This window comes from Acetobacterium paludosum, assembly GCF_008086595.1.
In the GTDB taxonomy this organism is placed as follows: domain Bacteria; phylum Bacillota; class Clostridia; order Eubacteriales; family Eubacteriaceae; genus Acetobacterium; species Acetobacterium paludosum.
This window is the reverse complement of the sequence record NZ_RXYA01000002.1, coordinates 252,721-275,161: the sequence shown is the minus strand read 5'-3', so window position 1 is coordinate 275,161 and position 22,441 is coordinate 252,721. Positions and strand designations below refer to the sequence as shown.

Genomic DNA, 22,441 nt, shown 5'->3' with positions numbered 1-22,441 from the left:
ACAATGGAAATGACGATTAAATATGGCAATGAACTTTTCGCTGAAGAATTCAATTCTATTCTTGCACTTGATTGCAAGATTTTTGGCAACGAAATTCTGACAAATGAAGGCTTGGCGTTGAAACGTTTTTTAAAATGCCGGGACAGCATCATTACCGCCTATTCGGGCGATACGCTGATAGGGTTTATCAGTTTTTTCAATGTTGACCCTATTGTTTACGAACGGGCAGTATATAAACAAGAATATATTGACGATAACCTCAGTGATAGCGAAATCGAGCCTTTGAAAAGGGGCGGGGAGAATAATATCCTGCTATTTGACCATGTTATTGATGAACCCTTCCGCCATCAGGGTGTCTCAAAGCTGCTACTTGAGTCGACGCGAAATTATCTGAGAAAACAACATCAAGATGGATATCCCATTAATCGGATATTTGGATATGCAATTACTCCAAAGGGATCCAGAATATTGTCATCTTTTGGAGGTAACGATATTTGGACGAGAGACGGTATCACATTTTTTGAAATTGATAAAGAAATATTTTTGAGGCGGTTATGATAGTAATAAGGGACAAAAAACTGGACAAATATAATCTTGCCGGGACCACGGACATTTTAACGGCTGCTTTTAAAGATGATCCTTTGTATCAAGCTATTTTTCAGAACGAAAGAGAACTTCGCCGGTATTTAAAACTGATGCTTGACTACTTTAATGAAAATGGCGAAATTCATACGGCTGTTGTCAATGATGAAATTGTCGGGGTTTCAATTTGGAATTTTAAGGGCACCCCATTTTTCAGCATCCGCAATGCACTCACAAGCGGAATGTTTGGGGAGATATTCAAATTTTTAATGATAACCCAGGTCAAAAGCCTGATTAAGCTGAAAAATGAAGGACTGATAACCGAGCGGTATCATTATAAACGGGAGCATCATTACCTGTTTATGATCGGTTCTGTGAAGAAGGGAGCGGGTCGTTTGCTGATGGAATATGCCATCGGAAAATTCAGTGAATGCCCAATTTATCTAGAAAACAGCAATATAAAAGACAACAAAATCTTTTACGAGAGGCTTGAATTTCATTCAATAAAAACGATAGATGTGATGGGTATCTCAGTGGATTTATTAACTAACGGCAAAAGAGAGCTGCTTTGAAGGACTTGATTGGCAATCAGTATGCTGATAATCGACCGACAACACATAAATTTATCGATGCTTCAAGTTGAGAGGATAGATATAAATTTCCGGCTATTCACAATAAGATCCAGTATCGATACAAAATAATAGAGGTGAAAAAAAGATGCTAGTACTAGATATTCCCGGTTATGAAACAATCAATGTGAAGAATATTGTGTTTGATTTTAATGGAACGCTTGCGGTAGATGGGGCTTTGGTGGCTGGGGTAAATGAAAAAATAACAGCGTTATCGGAGTGCGGGGTTCATCTTTATGTTCTGACTGCGGATACGTTTGGGACAGCAGTAAGGCAATGCCAGAATTTGCCACTTGACATCCATGTGTTCAGCAAAGAAAATATTTCCGCGAATAAAAAGCAGTTTGTTCAAACCATTGGCCCGGAGACTACCATTACCGTTGGAAACGGCAGAAATGACCTTGCTATGTTTGAAAAAAGCATTCTTTCAATTTGTATAATTGGTAGCGAAGGATGCTGTGCCAAATCAATGAATGCCGCCGATATCATCGTCAGCAATCCGCTTGATGCACTGGATCTGTTGCTGAAAAATGATCGTATCGTCGCCACGCTAAGAACGTAAAATTAAATCTGAATTTTTGACCTGGGGGAATAATCAATGGATATTCGCAAGATAGAATATTTTATCTGTGTTGTAGAAGAAGCGAGCTTTACAAAGGCGGCGAAACGTGTTTGCGTATCCCAGTCCGGCATCAGCCAGCAAATTGCCAGTTTAGAGGAAGAAATCGGAGCAACCTTGATTAATCGTTCAAAAAATAAATTTGCGGTAACCGAAGCCGGTGTGTATCTGTATAAAGCGTGCAAAGAATTCATTGAACAGTATCATTCTATTGAAAGAAAAACAAGAGAAATTCATTGCCGAAGTCAGCTGGATATAAATATGGGATATGCCGGACCGCTGGAATTTACGGTTATCGAACCCGTTGTCAGTCTGATCCAGGAATCCTACCCGGATCTTAATTTTACCTTTGATAAAAGCAATTTCAGGGAGATCCGTGATGCTCTTTTGAATCGGTCCATGGATATGGTTATCGCCTATTCCTATGATCTGATTCAGTCCAAACTGATTGAAACCATTCCGCTGAAGCGAGATGCGATGGGACTGATTGTCAGTAAAAAGCATCCTTTGGCTGGAAAGAAAAAAATCAGAGCGGTCGAGGTGGCAAACGAGAAGCTGATTATGCTTGATCCGGATTATGGTCGAAAAAATTACGAAAATATGATCAAGTGCTGCCGGATGGATGGTTATGAAGCGAATATTATTCAGGAGGTCAAAACCTGTGAGAACCTCATCCTGAAGGTTGCCGCCAACAGCGGCGTGGCATTTTTTTCGAGAGGATATGCAGAAAAAATGTTTCAAAATATCTGTTTTGTGGAACTGGAAGGTACGCATCATATAAACCGGATCGATCTGGCCTGGCTGAAGGATAACAGCAACGATTATATTCTGCGAATCATCAGGCTGATCCAGAAAAATGGTCATAAGTTATTCTAATAACGCAATCATATCCTTATATTAGACAGATATTTACTGAACGCGTATAATTATGTTAAATTATCTGCTTAAGAAGGAGTATTGAAAATGGAAAATTGTAAATATCCGCATCTCTTTTCACCAATTATTTTAGGAAGTACCTTGTTTCGTAATCGAATTTTTGCATCACCGACCGGTTATCAGAATTTAAATGGAGACGGTTACTTAAATGATGGCGCAGCTGCCTACTATGAACGTAAGGCTAGAGGCGGAGCTGCTTCGGTAACGTCTTTTGAAGGCATCGTGGATGGCGAGTTCGGCCGGGGCGGGGCTACCCATATCTGTTTGGATACCCCGAATATCAAGAATAATCTTTCGCGAATAGCCTATGGAGTTAAAACATATGGCGCGGTTGCATCGCTTGAATTGCAGCACACCGGCATGTTTGCCAATCGGGATCTGTCCTTTTTCGGAGCTTCATCGAAAGGAATTGCCTATGGTCCGGTAGAATGCGAACTGGGCGGAAGAACCATCCGGCCAATGGATGAGGCGATTATTGAACGCACCATCCGAAAATTTGTCGATGGCGCAGTGCTTGCAAAGATGTGCGGATTTGGCATGGTGACGGTACATGCCGGACATGGTTGGATGCTGCACCAGTTTCTTTCACCGATAACTAATCGCAGAACAGATAAATGGGGTGGTAATGATGTGAAGAATCGCGCCCGCCTGTTAGTGACAATTTGCGATGAAATCCGCAAGGCCGTAGGCCCCGGATTCCCGATTGAAGTTAGGATCAGTGGCTCAGAATGCTACGATGGAGGATTTGATGTCGAAGATGGTATTTCAATTGCTAAAGAGCTGGACGGCCATTGTGACCTGATCCATGTTTCGGCCGGCAATCACGAAATCGAAGAAGTATTTCCGGTGACCCATCCAAGCATGTTTCTGGAAGATGGCTGCAACGTTGAATATGCGGCTGAAATTAAAAAACATGTCAAAACACCCATTGCAACAGTCGGAGCTTTGGATGATCCGGAATTAATGGAAGAAATTATCGCTTCTGGAAAAGCTGATATCGTCGAAATGGCTCGGGGATTGTTAGCCGATCCGGATTTTCCGAATAAAGTACGCAGCGGAAAAGAAGACAATGTCATCAAATGTATGCGCTGTCTCTCATGTTTTTCCAGCGAGCTGACAAACGGCGAACCCTATTGTGCACTTAATCCTGAGACCGGCCGTGAACTGGAAATGAAGTTTGCGATTCCGACAGCTTTTAAAAAGAAAGTACTTGTTGTCGGCGGGGGCATCGGCGGGATGCAGGCGGCTCTGACCTGTGCCGATAGGGGACACGAAGTCGTGCTTTGTGAGCAAAGCGACCGTCTTGGCGGCGTTTTGCTTTGTGAAGAGGATGTTGCTTTCAAGAAAAATCTGGAATACTATCTTGGCCAACAGGCCCAAAGGATTAATGCTTCTGACATCAATCTGCATCTGAATACCGAAGTAACGCCGGAGTATGCCCAAAAGATCAATGCGGATGTCATTATTGCGGCTCTTGGGGCGCAGCCGGTCAAACCTCGGATATCCGGAATTGACAATGCCAATGTCATGTGTGCCCAGGATGCCTACACCGCCGTTGATAAAATCGGTGATAAAGTGGTCATCATTGGTGCCGGTTTGGTTGGGGTTGAGCTGGGTCTTCACCTGATTGCCAATGGTAAAAAAGTTGCGATCGTCGAAGCAACCGATCATGTCAATGACGGCGGGAACTTCCTGCATATGCTGGGCCTTAAAGTAGAAATAAAAAAACGCGGCTTAATCATCAATTATAATACAAAAGTCAAAGAAATTAAGGCTGCCGGCGTTTTATGTGAGGTTGAAGGGGCTGAAAAAATAGTTGAAGCCGATACCGTCATTTATGCTGTTGGTCAGAAACCACGACGTGATGAAACGATTGCCCTGAACTTTTGCGCTCCGGAATTCTATCTGGTTGGAGACTGTATCACTCCGCGAGATATTACGAGTGCAAATACTGAGGCGTTCATGACAGCACGGAATATTGGCCGTTTCTAGTACAAAATGAAGTGGATTAGTCACCTTAAGGTGACTAATCCACAAAATTATACAAATAATTTATAGTTTGCTGCGGTATCGTTTAACGTCATAATCTTCAACAGCCTCAGTCAGCCATTTATTTTTATTATTAACGGTTTCATCATCAGGAGCACCAAAAAGCCATCCATCAAAGATATAATTTCCTCCGGGCAATAGGTTGTCAATGACATCATTGACTGCCTTTTTGAAATTTTCTTCAGAGCATTCCGGCTTAATCAACTCGCCGTTGGCATCGAATCCGCCGATGACAATTAAATCACTTCCGTATTTTTCCTTAATGCCAAGCAGATCATTGCAGGTCTGAGCAGGTTCCCAGTATTGAACGCCAAAATCTCGCCAGTCATCAATAAAGGCTTCGCACTTGCCACAGTCATGCATGGCAACTGATAGTCCACGGTCCAGCGCAAACTGTGCTTCTTTGGCATGGTATGGTTTGATAAGTTCACGATACTGATCTGGCGAGATAAAAGGTGCGCCCCAGGCAGCCGTATCATCAACGATTTCAATCAGATCCGGTTGATAATAGTCGAATGATTTTGCTTCGACTTCGGTATAGAAATCACTCAGGTATTCCATCAGTGCCTTTACTTCTTCCGGTTCTTCATAAAGTGCACACAGACCTTCAGTAAAGCCCATAAAGGACATCAGCAATTGAAAATAACCAAAGTGCATGCTGTACATCATGGCCGTTTCATCTGGATTTATGCCCATTTTCGCCAGAAAGTCCATATCGTCTTTGGCCATTTTTTCCCAGTCAAAGCCGGAAATATCAGGTGCTGTAATCACATCGCGCCACTTGGTAATGTCTTTGAGAATAAAATTATTCGGTTCCGGCATGCCTGAATAACCGGTATCTTTGGTTGTGATATAATTGACTCCCCAGATGTCTTTTCCGCCTTCAGGACTTCGATGCTGATTTAAAAATCCCGGTCCGCAAAACATCGTCATCAGTGGACGTTTGGAATACGGATTTGGCCCATATGCAAATTGCATGAGAGTGTCAGAAGGAATACCTTTTGCCATATCTAAAAAATTCTGTTTGGGTGTACGCTGTGCTGCCATAATGAATACCTCTTTTCTTCAATATATAGTTTAGCCTAATATACCAATGTATTTGCAGATGCTTATGTAAACGATGTAAATCAAGCTGAAATCAGTATAAACCCTACTGTTATATTTGTAAATCATACCATTATATTGATAATTATCGACTAACCTTATATAATAAGTATAAGGTTAGGGCAAATTAAAGGGAGGCAACAAGTTAATGCAGATATCACCGGAATTGATCATAAGGGGATTAAAAAATGAATTTCAGGATTTTACGCTGTTGTCTTCAGAAAAAAACGATTTTTCAACAATGAAATTATCGGGGATTTGTTCGATTGATACGGAAACGGTAATTAGAAATGGGACCCTTTATCTAATGGATCCGGGGTGCGATTTATTGGTTAATGCAGATCTCATTAAAAGACTTAAAAAATCAGACGCTGTGATTTGTACGCTTAATCGTATGGCAGATGAATTTGAACAACACTGTATTTCCTATATCTGCTTTATCAAAAACATGGTATCCGGTGATGATACCAACTTTCTAGGACATCATTTTTACAATCGCGTTTTTCACAGCATCTATGACATATTTCAGCAATATCAAACCTGGCAGCAAAATCTTTATCTTGCCGTTGAGAATGATGATATTCAGGAAATGATGGACTATTCAGTCCCTATTTTTGCCAAGTCCATCTATGTTGCGAATAAGAATCAGGAGTATCTAGCGGCTTCTGGTCCGTGTCTGGATTACAGCGGCAGCGGTTCCCAAGTGCCGTTGGAGACTTTCAATTATTTGAAAAATGAAGATTATATCAAACCATCATTTAACAATCAGGAACCTTTCCTTTATCCGGCGGGCATCCTCAATTCCGACGCACTGTGCCGGGATATCTTTGTCAATGGTGAATTTTTTTGCAGAATTATTATCATTGATGAACTGGGTAATGAGTCATTCAGTCCCGGGGATTATGAATTGATCAAGATCCTTTGCAATGCGCTGCAGCTCTTGATCAATCAAAACTATCAGACGGCGTCAGAAGACAACGGAAATTCGAAAAAAAGCAGCAGTTTGATTTCCCTGTTCAATCAAATTATCAGTAATGAAAGAGTTGAGAAAAGTCAACTGGACAGTGCGCTGCTTAGAAACGGCTGGCTGAAAGACGAAGGCTGCTATATTGGCTATCTGCTTCTTGATCCATCAAACATACAGGACAAAAGTACGCTTTACTACTGCCGATACATTGAAAAGAAATTTGTTGGTGTTTATTCAATCGAAAGAAATGATCATTTGATATTGATTATACAGGAAAGTATCTATCCGTCACTTGATAAGTTCTTTGCTGAGTTCATTCTTTTTATTCGCGACTGCAATTTCCGGTTTGGCGTCAGCAATCGCTGTTCCAACTTTATGCAGCTTTCGTTTTATTATCTTCAGGCTGTGATCGCAGTGAATCAGGGTATTCAGAGAAATGAAACCATCTGGTGTCACAAATTCGCAGACTACGCATTTAATTATCTGCTTCAGGAAGCCTGCCATGAAATGCCGGCAGAACTATTATGTGCACCTGAACTGATCGTGCTCAAAAATTATGACAGGCGTAAAAAGACCGATTATTACCTGACGTTGAAAACGTATCTGGACAATCATAGAAATGCAACGCAAACGGCGAAAGAGCTGTATATTCATAAGGCGACAATGGTTTACCGTTTGAAGCGTCTGAAAGAACTGACCGGTATTGACTATGATGATAAAGATAAAATGCTGTATCTCCATCTATCTTGTAAAATACTAGAAATTGACTGAAAGTTATCAAGGATAACGCAAAAATCAGGAAGTAAAAAATAAGAATTAGAATGAATGTAGTTATGTGGTAATATTAAAGACAAGATTAGTTCCCAGATAATAGTATTCATATGAAAAACGGCACTGGTTAGAATTTAATTACTAAGATTCCAATGATGAAGTGAGAGGAAATATGTATGCGAGAACAGGACGTAATTGCCAAGAAAAATAGTCGCGAACAGGCAAGGGGAACAATACCGGATTCACATGCTCAGTCAGCACCCGGAGTTGAACTCGGAATATTGGAAATCGACCCATGGTTAAATCCCTACAAGAAGGATTTGGAGCTGCGAATAGCTAGCTATCAGGGTGTAAAAAAAGCGCTTCTCGGTGAAGGTGTCAGCTTCACCGATTTTGCCAACGGTCACAATTATTTTGGCTTTCATTGTACGAACAAAGGTTGGTATTACCGTGAATGGGCTCCCGCTGCTGATGCGCTGTTTTTGATCGGTGATTTCAATAACTGGGACCGAACATCGCATCAACTGGTCAAGAAGGAAAACGGCATTTGGGAAATATTCATTCCCGGGAAAGGATCACTGAAACATGAATCCCGAGTCAAGGTCTATGTCATACACAATGGCCATAGTCAGGATCGGATCCCTTTATATATCAATAGAGCGGTACAAGATCCGAATAGTTACGATTTCTGTGGGCAAATCTGGAATCCTTATCGAAAATATAAGTGGCAGGATATTGATTTCCAAAGTGATCACACAAAAGCGCCGATTATTTATGAAACGCATATTGGAATGTCTCAGGAAAAAGAGGCGGTCGCAACTTACCAAGAATTCGAGGAAAATATTCTGCCGAGAATCAAAGAGCTAGGCTATAACACGATTCAAATAATGGCCCTGACGGAGCATCCTTACTATGGTTCATTTGGTTACCATGTTTCCAATTATTTTGCCGCTTCATCGCGCTTTGGAACCCCGGATGAGTTGAAATCTCTGATTGATAAAGCTCACTGCCTGGGAATCAGGGTTCTGATGGATATTGTGCATTCACATGCTGTCAAAAATATCAGCGAAGGGATTAATGAATTTGACGGTACCGACTACCAGTTCTTTCATACTGGCAGCAAGGGCTATCATAGCGCCTGGGATTCAAAACTATTTAATTACGGAAAACATGAAGTCATTCATTTCCTGCTGTCAAATTTAAAATACTGGATGGAAGAATATCATTTGGATGGTTTCCGATTCGATGGAGTAACCTCGATGATCTATCATGATCATGGACTGGGAAGCAACTTCGATAGTTATGGTAAGTATTTCAGCGTAAATACTGATGTTGAAGCCATCACCTATCTGCAATTTGCGAATGAGCTGATTAAGGAAATAAATCCTCAGGCGATCAGCATAGCCGAAGACATGAGCGGTATGCCCGGTATGTGCCTACCGATTGAAGATGGCGGAATCGGTTTTGATTATCGTTTGTCGATGGGAATACCGGATTTTTGGTTTAAAACAATCAAGCTGAATGACAACGATTGGAACATGAATGAACTTTGGTATGCATTGACCACCGGACGACCAGGAGAAAAACGCATCAATTATGTTGAATCACATGATCAGGCTTTGGTTGGTGATAAGACGCTTATGTTCAGCATGGCGGACCAGGATATGTATTGGCAAATGGCTAAAAAAAGCCAAAATCTTGTCATTGATCGCGCGATAGCACTGCATAAGATGATCCGGTTCATTACAATTGCCGCTAATTCTGATGGATATCTGAACTTCATGGGCAACGAATTCGGACATCCGGAGTGGGTCGATTTCCCCAGGGAGGAAAATGGTTACAGTTACCAGTACTGCCGTAGACAGTGGAGTCTTGTCGACAATCCGTCATTGCGCTACGATGACCTCAACCATTTTGATGGAGCCATGATCCGTTTTATGGAAAAAAATGGCCTGATAAGCGTGATGCCTAAGCTGTTATGGCTGGACCAGGAACGAAAGATCATTGCCTACCGAAAAAAAGACTGCATTTTCGTCTTTAATTTCCATCCAACTGAGTCCTATCCAGAGCTGGAAATACCGGTCCATGAAAATGGCCGTTTTCAGGTTGTTATCGATACGGATGAAGCGTTGTTCGGTGGATTTGAACGTATATCCCATAACGAAACCTATGAATCTCAGCAGTTGAAGATGAATCCGGAGTTTATGGGGCTGTTCATCTATTCACCATGCCGAACCGCGATGGTATTGAAAAAAATATAATAATGAAAAATTTCATTATGCACGAAAAAATTTTGACAAAGCGAAGCATCAGGCCATCTTTGAAATTCAGATAAGGTTCATTCATATTTAATTAATGAGGCTGAATGGAAAAAACGCGAATTATTTTTATTCAATCAAAATTTGGTCTGGTTGGGGGTGACAAGGAAACGGAAGTTTCCTTTGTCACCCTCTTTTAAGCTGGAAATAAATCAACAAACATCAGGTTGAGCATCACCTCTTCGAGCCGGTAATTTCCGACTATTTAAGATTAATCCGTTCGCCAACGCTTTAGTGTTGGGAAAAATGCTTCCATTATTATCTGTGCTTCTTCAGCCGAAATTTCCGGTTTTTCTTTAATCAGGAAAGGAATACTGACTTCAATCATTCTTTTCATTGAGATATTGCTTGTGAACTCTCCGTTTTTATAGCAGTCATCACAATAATCCCGGCTCTTTTCGCCGTTCTTTTCAGTACCATATAATTTGTCCGTTTCACCCATGGGTTTACCGCAACTTTGACATAACTTGTCACTCATGTTGAATACCTCCAATCATATTAAAATAAGAATGATTACATAATATCATCAATTTCTGCTGTTTTCAATGGTTCGGTATCCAGTATAGATATTCCACCAGGGACCAGAAAACAGAAGATAAAATAATCGGTCTGTGTTTTTTTGAATGTGCATGAAGGGAAAGGGTATATATAATTATAAAATAATCAAAAAGTGAGGAATGATAGTATGTTTTCTAAAATAATTATTGCATCGGAAAGAACGCCTGTCGCTAATAATATTTTGAACTACATCGCAAGCTTGAGAAATTCAGGGATGAAGGAATGTCTTCTTGTTCAATGTTTAAACCCGTATGAAACGAATGTAAATATAACAGCATATTATGCATCGCTTTTTGAAGAAAATCTGGAAAGACAAAAAGCGATACTGGAAGAGGCTGGATATCAGGTTGAGACCAGAATTGTTTCTGGACTGATGAAAAATGAAATAAATCAAATAGCCGTTGATGAAGATTTCGATCTCATCGTCGTGGCAGCGGAAGAGCATTTTATAAACGGCGAAATATTTTCAGGAGGTATTGCCCACGAAGTCATACATAAAGCTGGAAAACCAGTGTTGATCGTCCGATTATCGGACGATACTTGTGAGAGAATAAATAGAACAAAGGAATGCGGTATTAGTTCTCACATTCTGTTTCCAACTGATTTTTCGGATAATGCCAAACTTGCCTATGGCTATGTAAAGGAATTGGCTGAAAAAAGCGCGAAAAATGTCACAATCGTACATATTCAGGATCATTCAAAGAGCCTTGCACATCGTATTAAGGGACTTGAAGGAGTAGATAAGCAGAAGCTTGAAAAATTCAAGAACCAACTTAGATTTGATACAATGGATGAAGAAAAACTGCAGGAACTTAAGCAAGAAGTTCTATTGAATAAAGTGAATGAAGAAAGACTTGCAGCGCTTAAAGAAGAAATTTCCGGAAATGCCGAGGTTAATGTGGATTTGTTTTTTGGTTCGCCGACAAGAGAAATACTTCGATTGATCAAGGAATTGAAGATACCGCTGGTTGTGATGGGGAGCCAGGGAAAAGGTTATATCAAAGAAGTCTTTCTGGGCAGCGTCAGCCATAACATCATTGAGCATTCAACGGCTTCGATATTGCTTATTCCCGCGAATCGAGAAGAGGTTTAAAGCGCTGTTCTTATTAATCCGAAAAACAAGAAAACACAAAATTATTTACACGGCCTAATGATAAATATCTGGGTATAATCCGCGTTTAGTCATCGTATTAAAGGGTATAAAATAATGAGAGAAAATTAATAGAATGAAGATACCCAATCGAGTACTAATAAAATTGAATAAGGGAGGCAAGGTCAGATGAAACAAGATATCTATAAAAAAGTTATTGAAAATTCTAGCATCGGATATGTTTTTCTCCGTATCATATACGATCATGCCACAAAACCCGTTGATTACGAATTTTTAGATACCAATGCTGCTTTTGAAGATCTGATTAACCTTCAAAGTGAAGAAATATTAGGTAAATCATTTGCTGAAGTGATTTTAAATATACATTTATTAAAATATGATAGGCATTCTTTTTATCATAAACTGGCAAATAAAAACGAAGATCTTCAATTAGAATTATATTCTGAAGCAACACACAAATGGTATAACATTCATGCTGATTATCCGGAATCTGGCTATATCGTTCTCCTCTTTATTGACATTACTAATAAAAAAGAAACAGTGGAAGAAAAAATCGATTTGCTGTCATCCCTTTATGAAATATATTTTGAATTGGACAGGGACTATCGATTTACCAAAGTGATTACTAATAATGAAGAGCTTCTTTTTATTCCCAAAAATAAGATCATTGGTAAACTGATTACCGATATATTTGACAAAAACTGGTCCGAAAATTTTATTCTTGCTTTTCAAACGGCTTTTAAAACTGAAAAAAAACAGTTTGTCGAATATGAGTCGCGATTCCCTAATGATGATCGATTTTTTCTGGCTGAAATAAATTGTCTAAAGAGAAATCATCAATTCATTCAGTATACCGTCGGAATCTCGGACTTTTCTTACCAAAAACGGGCAGAGCGGAAACTGAACGAAGATAAAGAAAGATATAAATTGATTTTCAATCATGTACCGGTTGGTATTATGCAATTTGATACCAATGGAAAAATAGTGAATTGCAATGAAAAATTTGCTCAAATTATTGGTACTGATAAAGACAACTTAATTGGTTTCAATGCTTCTGCCGTCAAAGATCCTATTTTTTATAATGCATATATCAGTGTATTGAATAATAAAACGATAGAAGTTGAAAATGAATATCATTCTTTATCTGGCAATAAAACCACCTATCTCCGGGCTTTGTTTGAACCAGTGATAGGCGAAAAAGGGGCGACTATTGGTGCAATCGGCATTGTTGAAGATATTTCAAAACGCAAAAATCTGGAAAAGCAGATTGAATTTGAAAAGGAACGGTTTAAAACAACTTTATTATCTATTGGTGACGGTGTAATAGCAACTGATATTTATAACAGAATTATCCTGATGAATAAAGCGGCAGAAAAAATTACCGGATGGTCTCAGGAAGATGCTTTAGAAAAATCTTCGGAAAATATTTTAAATATATTTGATGAAAAATCCGGGGAAAAATGTGAAAGTCCGGTTATTAGAGTGATGAAGACCGGTGAAATTATTAGCATGACTGATCATACAATGCTGGTATCCCGTACTGGCAAAACAATTCCGATTAAAGATAGTGCCGCCCCTATAAAAGATGAATCAGACAATATTATTGGTGTGGTGATTGTGTTTAGAGATATTACCGCAAGTAGAGAAAAGGAAGCCGAAATAAAGTATTTGAGTTTTCACGATCATCTTACTGGTCTTTATAATCGTCGCTTTTTTGATATTGAAATGCAAAGACTAAATACTGAGCGAAATTTACCGTTAGCACTGATTGTTTCAGACGTCAATGGCTTAAAACTAACAAATGATGCCTTTGGTCATCTCGTGGGTGACCGGCTTCTGAAAACAGTAGCGAATACCATGAAGCAAGTCTGTCGCAGTGATGAAATCATTTCACGAATCGGTGGTGATGAATTTGTTATTCTGCTGCCAAAAACGGACAGTGCAAGAGTCAAACAAATTGTAAAACAGATTTCCGATAACCTGGCATCAGAAATTTTAGAAATGGGCAGTGTTTCAATTTCCAGTGGATGGGAAATTAAAACAGATATGAACCAGGATATTGAAGAAATTCTTAAATCAGCAGAAAAAAAAATGTATCGTCATAAGGTTTCAGAACGAAACAGCACCAGAAATGATGCCATTCTCTTTATCGTAAAAACGCTTTATGAAAAATTTCCGCGAGAACAGAAACATGCAGAAAATGTGGGCGAATTAAGTGAAATGCTGGGAAAAACAGTCGGATTAACGAATGAAGAAATCAATGAATTGATCACAGCTGGAAATCTTCACGATATAGGCAAAATTGCCATAAGCAATGACATACTGAATAAAAATGGCGCTTTAAGCGATGAAGATTGGAATGAAATCCGAAGACATCCGGAAATCAGTTACAGTATTTTAAGCACAATCAGCAACTATGCGTCGCTGGCAAATATTATTTTATACCATCATGAACGTTATGACGGAAAAGGTTATCCAAAAGGTCTTAAAGGAAAAGAAATACCATTACAATCCCGCATTATAACCATTGCTGACGCATATGATGTCATAACATCTGATAGTTCATATAAAAAAGCCTTGAGAGGAGAAGCCGCTATCGCCGAACTCAGATCTGGAGCTGGCTCTCAATTTGATCCGGATCTGGTGGAGGCTTTTATTAAAGGATTATTGTTTCCAAATGATGATTGAAATGAACTGCAACTGTAACTAGGATTGAGATAAGTATTTGAAATAGATCAGGGAAATCACAAACCTTAAGTTAAGTTATGTCGCGTTTCGCATACTGCGTCGTTCAAAGATAGTGATTTTAATAATAAAATTTGAAGAAAGTTGTCAAGTATGTAATAATAAATTTGAAAATGGCAACTGAGCTAATTTTGCTTATTGAGCTTTAAAAAAATAGAATAGTTTTGCGTAGTATGAGTAAAGTGTTTTCAATAGAAATAAGAAATGCGTGCACATTAATACAAAATAGGAGAATTATATGACGACAGAAGTATATATTGTTTCTGGATTTTTGGGAGCCGGGAAAACAACGCTTATTCAAAAAATTTTAAGAGAAACATTTAAAGAAGATAAAGTTGTACTAATTGAAAATGACTTCGGTGAAATAAGCGTGGATTCCGCTTTGTTGAAATCAGACGGCGTAGAAGTGAAGGAAATTAATTCTGGGTGTATATGCTGCAGTCTTCAAGGGGATTTTGTGGCGTCCATCAGGGAAATTATAGACAAATTTAAGCCAGACAAAATTATCATTGAACCATCTGGCATTGCCAAACTTTCAGATATTGTTAAGGCCTGTAATCATTCATCGATTAATCAACACATCAAGGTAAAGGAAAAAATTACGGTGGTCGATACAGAGTTTTTCGAAATTTATCTGGAAGACTTTGGTGAATTTTTTGAAGACCAGATAAAAAATGCTGATGTAATTCTTCTTAGTCATGGCGAGACCTTTCCAGACAAGGCAGCGAAGGCCGGTGAATTGATTAAGGCGATAAACCCGCATGCTTTTGTTTTTTCCAAGGAGTGGGCGCATATTAGTATCGATAAAATTTTGTTTTGCGAAAATAATCACAAAAATTGGAATAGCTGTGTCGAGCATCATGAATGCGGTGGTTCTGAACATCATCATCATGATGCTGAAGAAATATTTGATACGCTTACCTTGTTTACAAAGAGAATATTTACAGTAAATGATCTGCGCGAACGAATATTGGAAATGAAACAAATTTTTCAGGGGGCCATATTGCGAGTGAAAGGGATCGTTTCTGGAGAGAATGGTTACATAAATTTACAGTATACTCTCGGTGATTTGCAAATTACAGAAACATCTGCTGAAGGTAATTTTATCTGTATTATCGGCAGTAATCTGGATAAACAGAATCTAGCCAGAATTTTTGAAGGATACTAGTCTATTATAATTGGATGAACCTATTTATAAATCGGTAATTATTTTATTGTGGTAGGTATCAAACAAATGATTGTTGCTCTGTCTTTATATAAGACAAAGCAACTTTTTTTATTGAAAAAATGTACACCTATTAAAGTAAGAACAAATTAATATATTTGATTAATAAAGAATAATTATCAAATATAACAAAAAGTTATACATAAATAAATTATATTACTCTTTGTTATATTGAAAAACTCTAGCATTTGTTGGATATTAAATATGTTAAAATAATAACAATGTGGATAATTGACTGTTTATTAATAACCTATTAAATGGATAGTTAGTAAGGTTGGCTTCTTCAGGCCAGCTTTTATGTGGGTAGGCGATTGCGATTTAAGCAAGATGTTTTTCTATTTCGCAATTTTCAATATGAGGAGGTCTGGAAAGGATAAATAAAATGGATGAAGTAAAAGAAATGAAATCCAAAAAACTGACGGATTTTAAATGTAAAAGAGCAGAATCGTCGGGCTTTAGCGATGAAATCATCGCGGAGTTAAACTTGGAGTTCCCGAAAAGTTATGAAAATGCTGAAATTATGGCAAAAATTTCCAAAAGTATTAAAAAAGAATCGGAAAGCCAGATCTGCATTCTACCATTTTGTCATACGGTAGAGGCAGAGGCTTTCGGAGCCTTCATTAATTTAAGTGAAGGAAAATTCGGCCCTCGGGCGGCTTCTTATGCATATCAGTCAGTTGAAGAGTTATTAGATTTGCAAGATGTTGATTTTAACCAAGGGAGAATCAGTGAGGTTTTAAAAGCTTGTCAAATATTATATGCTCAGGGGGAAAAAGTTGCATTGGAGATTTCGGGCTTTCTAACAATATTGAATTCTTTGATCGATGTCAGCAAAATATTTAAAGCATGGCGGAAGGAACCGGAAAAGATTGAAAAGGTATTTGAAATTTTAAGTGATAATCTGTACCGTGTTTTTGAAGAAGCAAAGAAAGTCGGAGTTTCAATTGCGTCCTATGCCGATCCTGCAAGTAGTGTTAATATCGTGGGCCCGAAATTTACTGAGAAGATGGCTACCAAATTTACCTACCCATTGCTGAAGAGAGTGGCTGATTTAAGTGATGATAATTTTATCATCCACTTATGTCCAAAAACAAGTTTGATCTTCTTCGACTTGGGATTAGCGGAAAGAAAAACTTTACTGTTTAACGAGAGACTTTCTTATAATGAGGCCTGTCTGAAGGTCATTGGCAAAGAAAAGGTCATTGGTCAAGCGTGCATCAAGGATACCAAGAGCATTTTATGTCATGGAAAAATCATCGCATTGAATTTTATCTAACGATAATATATAAATAAAAATGAAAGAGAGCGTAACAATGAAATTACAAACTGAACTACCTGCTGTATTTGAGGAGTTTGCGGAAGCAAGAAGAAATGGATTTCTGGCTGTAAAAAAAATAAAAGATCAAAACGTGCCGGTTATTGGAGTATTCTGCGGTTATTTTCCACAAGAAGTGGCGATGGCAATGGGAGCGGCAATCGTCGGTCTTTGTGCCTTTTCAGATGAGACAATTGCTGAAGCGGAAAAGGATCTTCCCAGAAATCTTTGCCCACTTATTAAATCAAGCTACGGATTTGGCAAAACCGATAAATGTCCATACTTCTATTTTTCAGATCTGGTGGTTGGGGAAACAACCTGTGATGGAAAGAAAAAAATGTATGAATATCTTGGGGAGATCAAGCCGGTTTACGTTATGGAGCTCCCCAATTGTCAAAGCGAAGAGGGTCTGAAACTTTGGAAAAAAGAAATCATTCGTTTAAAAGAAACACTTGAAAAAAAGTTTGGTGTTACTATCACTGAGGAAGCTATCAAGGAAGCTATTGTTGTGAAAAACAAAGAACGAAAAGCATTGAAAGAATTCTATCAATTATCTAAATATGATCCGGTACCGATGCTGGGTCAGGATTTATACAAGGTAATGATGGGTACTGGGTTCGAATTTAATCGAGTGCTCATTCCGGAAAAATTGGATGACATCAGAAAAAAAGTTCTTGCAGAATACAAGGAAGAAAAGAAATATTCTAAAAAACCCCGGATTTTAATCACCGGATGTCCAATTGGCGGGGCAACAGAAAAAGTAATTAAAGCCATTGAAGACAATGGTGCGGTCGTTGTTGCTTTTGAAAGCTGTGGTGGAGCGAAAACGGTTGAGGATTTAGTTGATGAAAGCAATCCGGATGTTTATGAAGCTTTGGCTGAAAAATACCTTGCGATTGGTTGTTCCTGTATGACTCCCAACCCCAATCGAATAAAACTTCTGGATCGCATGATTGATGAATATCAGGTGGACGGCGTAGTGGACATGATCTTAACGGCTTGTCATACTTACAATGTGGAAACCCTGAGCATTAAACGTTTTGTTAACGATAAGAAAGAAAAATCTTATATATCGCTGGAAACGGATTTTTCAACATCAGATATTGGTCAGATAAATACCAGAATGGCAGCTTTTATAGAAATGCTTTAAGTGTAAAAATGGTTATTCCGAAAATTGATTCAAGTTTTATATTTCACAGTATCTAAAACTAAGGAGGGTATTGAAAATGATAACGAAAGAGAAATATTTACAGATGTTGTCTGATAATGTAGTAGACATGGAAGATGAACTGGTTGTAGGAGTTGCGCAAGAATACATCGAGGCAGGTTATCCTGCTTTGGATGGTATTTTAAAGGGATTGGTAGATGGGATGAATAGAGCAGCCGTTTTATATGAAGAAGAAGAGTATTATATTCCGGAACTGTTGATTTGTTCGGATGCCATGTACAATGGCTTAAGTGTTTTACGACCACTTCTGGAAAAAATCGATGCTAAAGAAAAATATAAAGTCGTCATTGGTGTTGTTGAAGGTGATACCCATGACATTGGTAAAAATTTGGTAAGGGTTATGTTGGAAGCAGCAGGCTATGAAGTGTATGATTTAGGAAGAGATGTTCCTTTACAGAATTTCATTGACAAGGCAAAGGAAATTGAGGCTGATGTTATTGCAATGTCCACCTTAATGTCAACCACAATGCAAGGAATGCGGAAAGTGATTGAAAAACTAAAAGAAGAAGACATTCGAGATTCAGTAAAGGTAATCATTGGTGGTGCTCCCATTTCTATAGCTTTTGCACAAAAAATTGGTGCTGATGGTTATTCCGCCAACGCCGTAGAAGCGGTGAAGCTGGTGAATAATCTTATGGAGAATGAAGCCGTGGAGTTAGGCGCTTAAAGCAGAATTTTACAAAATTTGAGGAGGTACTTATTTATGTATAAAGAAGATTTAATGACCCCAGTAGAAAGAGCTCAGGCGTTGGCAAAAGGGGAATCGGTTGACAGAATGCCGATTTCTATGTTTTATGGCGCTCCCGGTCATTCTCTGTTAGGATGGACAAGACGACAGGAGGTTGAGAGTGGCCGATCACTCGCTGATGTACAAGAAAAAATTTATGAAGTTTTTGGTGGCGATGGCGTAAGTGCCAGTTATGGTCTTCATGGTATGGCGGTGAATTACGGAGCAAAAATGACGAATCCAGAACATCAACAACCGGCGATTCTTGAACCACCGATAAAAAGTATTGCTGATTTGAGTACGTTGGATTTGGATCGTTTCACAATAGAAAACGATCCTACAGCAAAAAAATGTTTTGATGCGGTTAGAATATTAAGAGATGAAGTTGGAAATGAAGTCACCTGCGGGATGATGTTCTCAGGGGCTTTCACTTCTGCATCAGCCTTGGTCGGAGCAGAACAACTATTGAAAGCTCTTCATAAAAATCCGGAACAGGTACATAAATTGTTGAAATTTACCGCTCAGGCAATACAGCAAATGGCAAAGCCTTTTTTAGAAGAGGGCTTTGGGGTTTCAATCGCCGATCCGGTTGCATCGGGAACGATTATCACAAAGAAAATGTTTCAACAATTTGTTGTGCCCTATTCACGCAAAATGGTTGAGATGTTTGAAGTGAGCAAACCTGGTCCGGTTTTATGCCATATTTGCGGAGACACCACGAAAGTATTGGAAGAAATGGTGGACTGTGGATATAAGGTGCTTAGCCTTGATAATGTAGTGGATTTGGCTGTTGCAAAGGAAAAGGTGGGCGATAAGGTGTTTTTAGTGGGAAATGTTGACCCCATCGGTGTCATCCATTTGGGAACGCCTGAAGAGGTTAAAATGGCTGTTCGGGAATGCTGTAAAAAGGCATGGAATAGTCCGGGCGGATTTATGATTTCCACAGGTTGTGATTCTGCTTATGGCACGCCAATGGAAAATTCACTGGCCTTTATGCAAGAAGCCCGGAAATGTGCCAAATATCCAATGAATCCGGATAATTTTCAATAATATTTGAGCCTTTTAAATTCAGTAGATTTTGTATGGAATAATCATGAGGCATGAGAAAAATTCCTTTCGTTTATTGATTGTTTTGTTAAAAAAATAAATGATTGGGTTTTCTCTGTTCTCTTTTTTTGCTTAAAAAATTGTTGGTGGCTATTCCACCAACACCAAATATTAAGTGGTACAGGCGGCTAGAGCTGCAGAAAAAGTATTGTACAAAAAATAGCGAACATGGCCGCATTATGAGTGGCTCTTTTGCGTAAAAGGAGGTTTTAAAAATAATGAGTGAATTTAAAAAAGCCATTTGTGGGGTATGCCCAGGAGGTTGTGAAATACAGGCTGAGGTTGAGGATGGCGTTCTGATTTCCGTAAAAGCGGCGGAAAATACACCCTTTGGCAATCTCTGTATACGCGGGAAAGCGGCACCTGAAATTGTCTATTCACCTGATCGGATAAAAAAACCGCTGATTAGAGTTGGTGAAAGAGGAGAAGGCCGTTTTCGGGAAGCCAGTTGGGATGAGGCCCTGGATTTAGTGGCAGACAAAATGAAGAACATAAGCAAAGTGTTTGGACCCCAGGCTATCGCCAGCCACTCAGGCAGGGGAGCATTTGAACAGGCCATGGGCGATTTCTATAATGGCGTTGATATGCTCTCTTTAAATCTGCTCCAAGCGTTTGGTTCTCCCAATGCCGCAAGTGATGGCTCCTTATGTTATGTTTCTTACGGATTGCTGGCACCCTTAACAACTTTTGGGATACCGGCTACGGGTTTGCTTCCGGATTTTGAAAACAGCAATCTGATCGTTATCTGGGGCGCCAATCCGATTACCGATTCTCCGCCGTTTATGTTTAAACGGATTGTTAATGCTCAGAAAAACGGAAAAAAAATTATCGCCATCGATCAAATGAAAAGCGATATTGCCACCCGGGCGGACCAGTGGATTGCGGTACGATCCGGTACGGATGGTGCTCTGGCGCTGGGTTTGATCAATGTAGTCATCACCGAAAATATTTATGACCAGGAATTTGTGAAAAACTGGACGGTAGGTTTTGATGAGTTAAAGAATTATGTTGAACAATTCACGCCGGAAGCAGTGGAAAAGATCACGGGTGTTGCCAGCGATCAGATCGTGGCTCTGGCCCGTGAAATAGCAACATCAAAGCCAGTTACTTTACGTACCTATACCGGGCTTGAATACAGTAATAGCGGTGTTCAGAATATTCGGGCGGTATTTATTCTCTGGGCGTTAACCGGAAATCTTGATATTCCCGGAGGGCTGATTATTGGTTTGCCGCCAAAACTTCCGATGGCACCAGTTGATATTCCCCGTCATCAATTAAAGCCCTTTGGAGCGGCAGAATATCCTCTTTTTTATGAACTTATCGGGAGTGCTCATTTTATGGAATTTCCGAAAGCCGTGCTGCAGGGCGACCCATACCCGGTAAAAGGCCTGATCGTCAACGGTTCGTCCACCTTAACCTCCTATCCGCAACCGGAGATCTTTGAGAACGCTTATAAGAATCTGGATTTAATGGTGGTGATTGACCGCTTTATGACAAAAGATGCCCTTTTTGCCGATGTTATTCTTCCGGCAACAACCTATTTTGAAATTGATTCTTATCAGCGTTATCCCGGCGGATATTTCCGGTTGCGCAGGAAGGTTATTGAACCGGTCGGGGAAGCGAAGAACGATGTTCTGATTATGGGAGAATTGGCAAAAAGACTGGGATTCGGTCATCTTTATCCCCAGAGCGAAGAAGAAATATTGACCAGAGGCTTTGCGAAAAATCCGGAACTTCTTGGACGTTTGAAAGAAAGCGAAGATGGAATCCAGTTGCCTAAAAAGCCAGTGGAATATAATAAGTACGAAAAAGGTTTGCTCCGTGCAGACGGACAGCCAGGCTTTCAAACACCATCCGGGAAGGTGGAATTTCGATCTTTTCTGCTGGAGAAAAACGGTTATGAAGGTCTTCCGGTTTATGTTGATCCAATAGAAGGCCCAAACAGCGATGAAGCTGCTTATAAAGAATACCCATTAATTCTCAATACCGGCGCAAGAATCCAATCCACTTTCCGTTCACAGCACTTAAGTATTCCCAGTCTGGTAAAAATTCAGAATATACCACAGGTTTTAATCAACCCGAAAGATGCCGACGAAAGAAGTATTAAACAAGGGGACAAAGTACTGATTAAGACGAAAAGAGGAGAAGTAAATTTTTGGGCAAAAGTAACCGAAAATGTACTTTCAGGCACGGTTGAAGTCAATCAGGGCGGCGGTACAGGCATTCAGGTAAAGGAATGGCAAGACAGCAATGTAAATGAGCTGACGGATTTTAGCAATCGAGATCCGATTTCTGGATTCCCTATTTTCAAAGCACTGCTTTGCCAAATTGAAAAACTGGAATAACAAAAAGTTGTAAAAGGAGATCGATTAATTATGAAGAGCCACGAAGAATTATTTCAGATGTTATCTGACTATGTAGAATTATATGAAGAAGAATATTTTATTCTG

At 39.3% G+C, this 22,441-nt stretch carries 17 protein-coding genes; 15 read left to right on the top strand and 2 right to left on the bottom strand.

Annotated elements, in window-relative coordinates; translation table 11 throughout:
• Positions 1–3: 3 nt before the first annotated feature.
• From FZC41_RS03390 to FZC41_RS03370, 5 genes are all read left to right on the top strand, one after another.
• Positions 4–558: a hypothetical protein gene (locus FZC41_RS03390; protein ID WP_148565972.1), complete on the top strand. Its 555-nt coding sequence runs from the start codon at positions 4–6 to the stop codon at positions 556–558.
• A complete protein-coding gene (locus FZC41_RS03385) occupies positions 555–1,154 on the top strand; it encodes a hypothetical protein (protein ID WP_148565971.1) in 600 nt (199 codons plus the stop codon). The genes FZC41_RS03390 and FZC41_RS03385 overlap by 4 nt, the downstream gene beginning before the upstream one ends.
• Before the next feature lie 145 nt (positions 1,155–1,299).
• Positions 1,300–1,773, top strand: coding sequence for an HAD family hydrolase (locus FZC41_RS03380; RefSeq protein WP_148565970.1), 474 nt, complete (start codon positions 1,300–1,302; stop codon positions 1,771–1,773).
• 36 nt (positions 1,774–1,809) lie between these two features.
• Positions 1,810–2,706, top strand: a complete 897-nt coding sequence (locus FZC41_RS03375) for a LysR family transcriptional regulator (protein ID WP_148565969.1) — start codon at positions 1,810–1,812, stop codon at positions 2,704–2,706.
• An 87-nt stretch (positions 2,707–2,793) separates the two neighbouring features.
• Positions 2,794–4,758 (top strand): oxidoreductase, encoded by a 1,965-nt coding sequence (locus FZC41_RS03370; RefSeq protein ID WP_148565968.1) that lies wholly within the window; start codon positions 2,794–2,796, stop codon positions 4,756–4,758.
• 60 nt (positions 4,759–4,818) lie between these two features.
• Here the strand turns inward: FZC41_RS03370 and FZC41_RS03365 are convergent, their stop codons facing one another.
• Positions 4,819–5,862, bottom strand: coding sequence for a uroporphyrinogen decarboxylase family protein (locus FZC41_RS03365; protein ID WP_148565967.1), 1,044 nt, complete (start codon positions 5,860–5,862; stop codon positions 4,819–4,821).
• 205 nt (positions 5,863–6,067) lie between these two features.
• On the opposite strand from FZC41_RS03365, the gene FZC41_RS03360 reads away from it, so the two are divergent.
• Both FZC41_RS03360 and FZC41_RS03355 read left to right on the top strand, forming a co-directional pair.
• Positions 6,068–7,657, top strand: a complete 1,590-nt coding sequence (locus FZC41_RS03360; RefSeq protein WP_148565966.1) for a PucR family transcriptional regulator — start codon at positions 6,068–6,070, stop codon at positions 7,655–7,657.
• 176 nt (positions 7,658–7,833) lie between these two features.
• Positions 7,834–9,918 (top strand): alpha-amylase family glycosyl hydrolase, encoded by a 2,085-nt coding sequence (locus tag FZC41_RS03355; protein ID WP_148565965.1) that lies wholly within the window; start codon positions 7,834–7,836, stop codon positions 9,916–9,918.
• A gap of 268 nt (positions 9,919–10,186) precedes the next feature.
• On the opposite strand, the gene FZC41_RS03350 is transcribed toward FZC41_RS03355, so the two are convergent.
• Complete coding sequence (locus FZC41_RS03350) at positions 10,187–10,453, bottom strand: zinc ribbon domain-containing protein (protein WP_148565964.1); 267 nt, start codon at positions 10,451–10,453, stop codon at positions 10,187–10,189.
• A 207-nt stretch (positions 10,454–10,660) separates the two neighbouring features.
• Between FZC41_RS03350 and FZC41_RS03345 the strand changes: the two genes are divergently transcribed.
• The 8 genes from FZC41_RS03345 to FZC41_RS03310 all read left to right on the top strand — a co-directional run bounded on the left by FZC41_RS03345 (position 10,661) and on the right by FZC41_RS03310 (position 22,336).
• Positions 10,661–11,626, top strand: a complete 966-nt coding sequence (locus FZC41_RS03345; protein WP_148565963.1) for a universal stress protein — start codon at positions 10,661–10,663, stop codon at positions 11,624–11,626.
• Positions 11,627–11,812: 186 nt separating this feature from the next.
• Positions 11,813–14,332: an HD domain-containing phosphohydrolase gene (locus tag FZC41_RS03340; RefSeq protein ID WP_148565962.1), complete on the top strand. Its 2,520-nt coding sequence runs from the start codon at positions 11,813–11,815 to the stop codon at positions 14,330–14,332.
• Positions 14,333–14,627: 295 nt separating this feature from the next.
• Positions 14,628–15,557 carry a CobW family GTP-binding protein gene (locus FZC41_RS03335; protein ID WP_148565961.1) on the top strand — a complete coding sequence of 310 codons (930 nt, stop codon included), beginning with the start codon at positions 14,628–14,630 and terminating at the stop codon, positions 15,555–15,557.
• A gap of 439 nt (positions 15,558–15,996) precedes the next feature.
• Entirely contained in the window at positions 15,997–16,890 is an 894-nt protein-coding gene (locus tag FZC41_RS03330; protein WP_148565960.1) for a uroporphyrinogen decarboxylase family protein, read from the top strand.
• Positions 16,891–16,927: 37 nt separating this feature from the next.
• Positions 16,928–18,079, top strand: a complete 1,152-nt coding sequence (locus FZC41_RS03325) for a double-cubane-cluster-containing anaerobic reductase (protein ID WP_148565959.1) — start codon at positions 16,928–16,930, stop codon at positions 18,077–18,079.
• Between the two features lie 76 nt (positions 18,080–18,155).
• Entirely contained in the window at positions 18,156–18,824 is a 669-nt protein-coding gene (locus FZC41_RS03320; protein ID WP_148565958.1) for a corrinoid protein, read from the top strand.
• A 36-nt stretch (positions 18,825–18,860) separates the two neighbouring features.
• Positions 18,861–19,934: a uroporphyrinogen decarboxylase family protein gene (locus FZC41_RS03315; protein ID WP_148565957.1), complete on the top strand. Its 1,074-nt coding sequence runs from the start codon at positions 18,861–18,863 to the stop codon at positions 19,932–19,934.
• A 275-nt stretch (positions 19,935–20,209) separates the two neighbouring features.
• The gene (locus FZC41_RS03310) at positions 20,210–22,336 is read left to right on the top strand and encodes a molybdopterin-containing oxidoreductase family protein (RefSeq protein ID WP_148565956.1); all 2,127 of its coding nucleotides are present in this window, start codon (positions 20,210–20,212) and stop codon (positions 22,334–22,336) included.
• Positions 22,337–22,441: the final 105 nt, after the last annotated feature.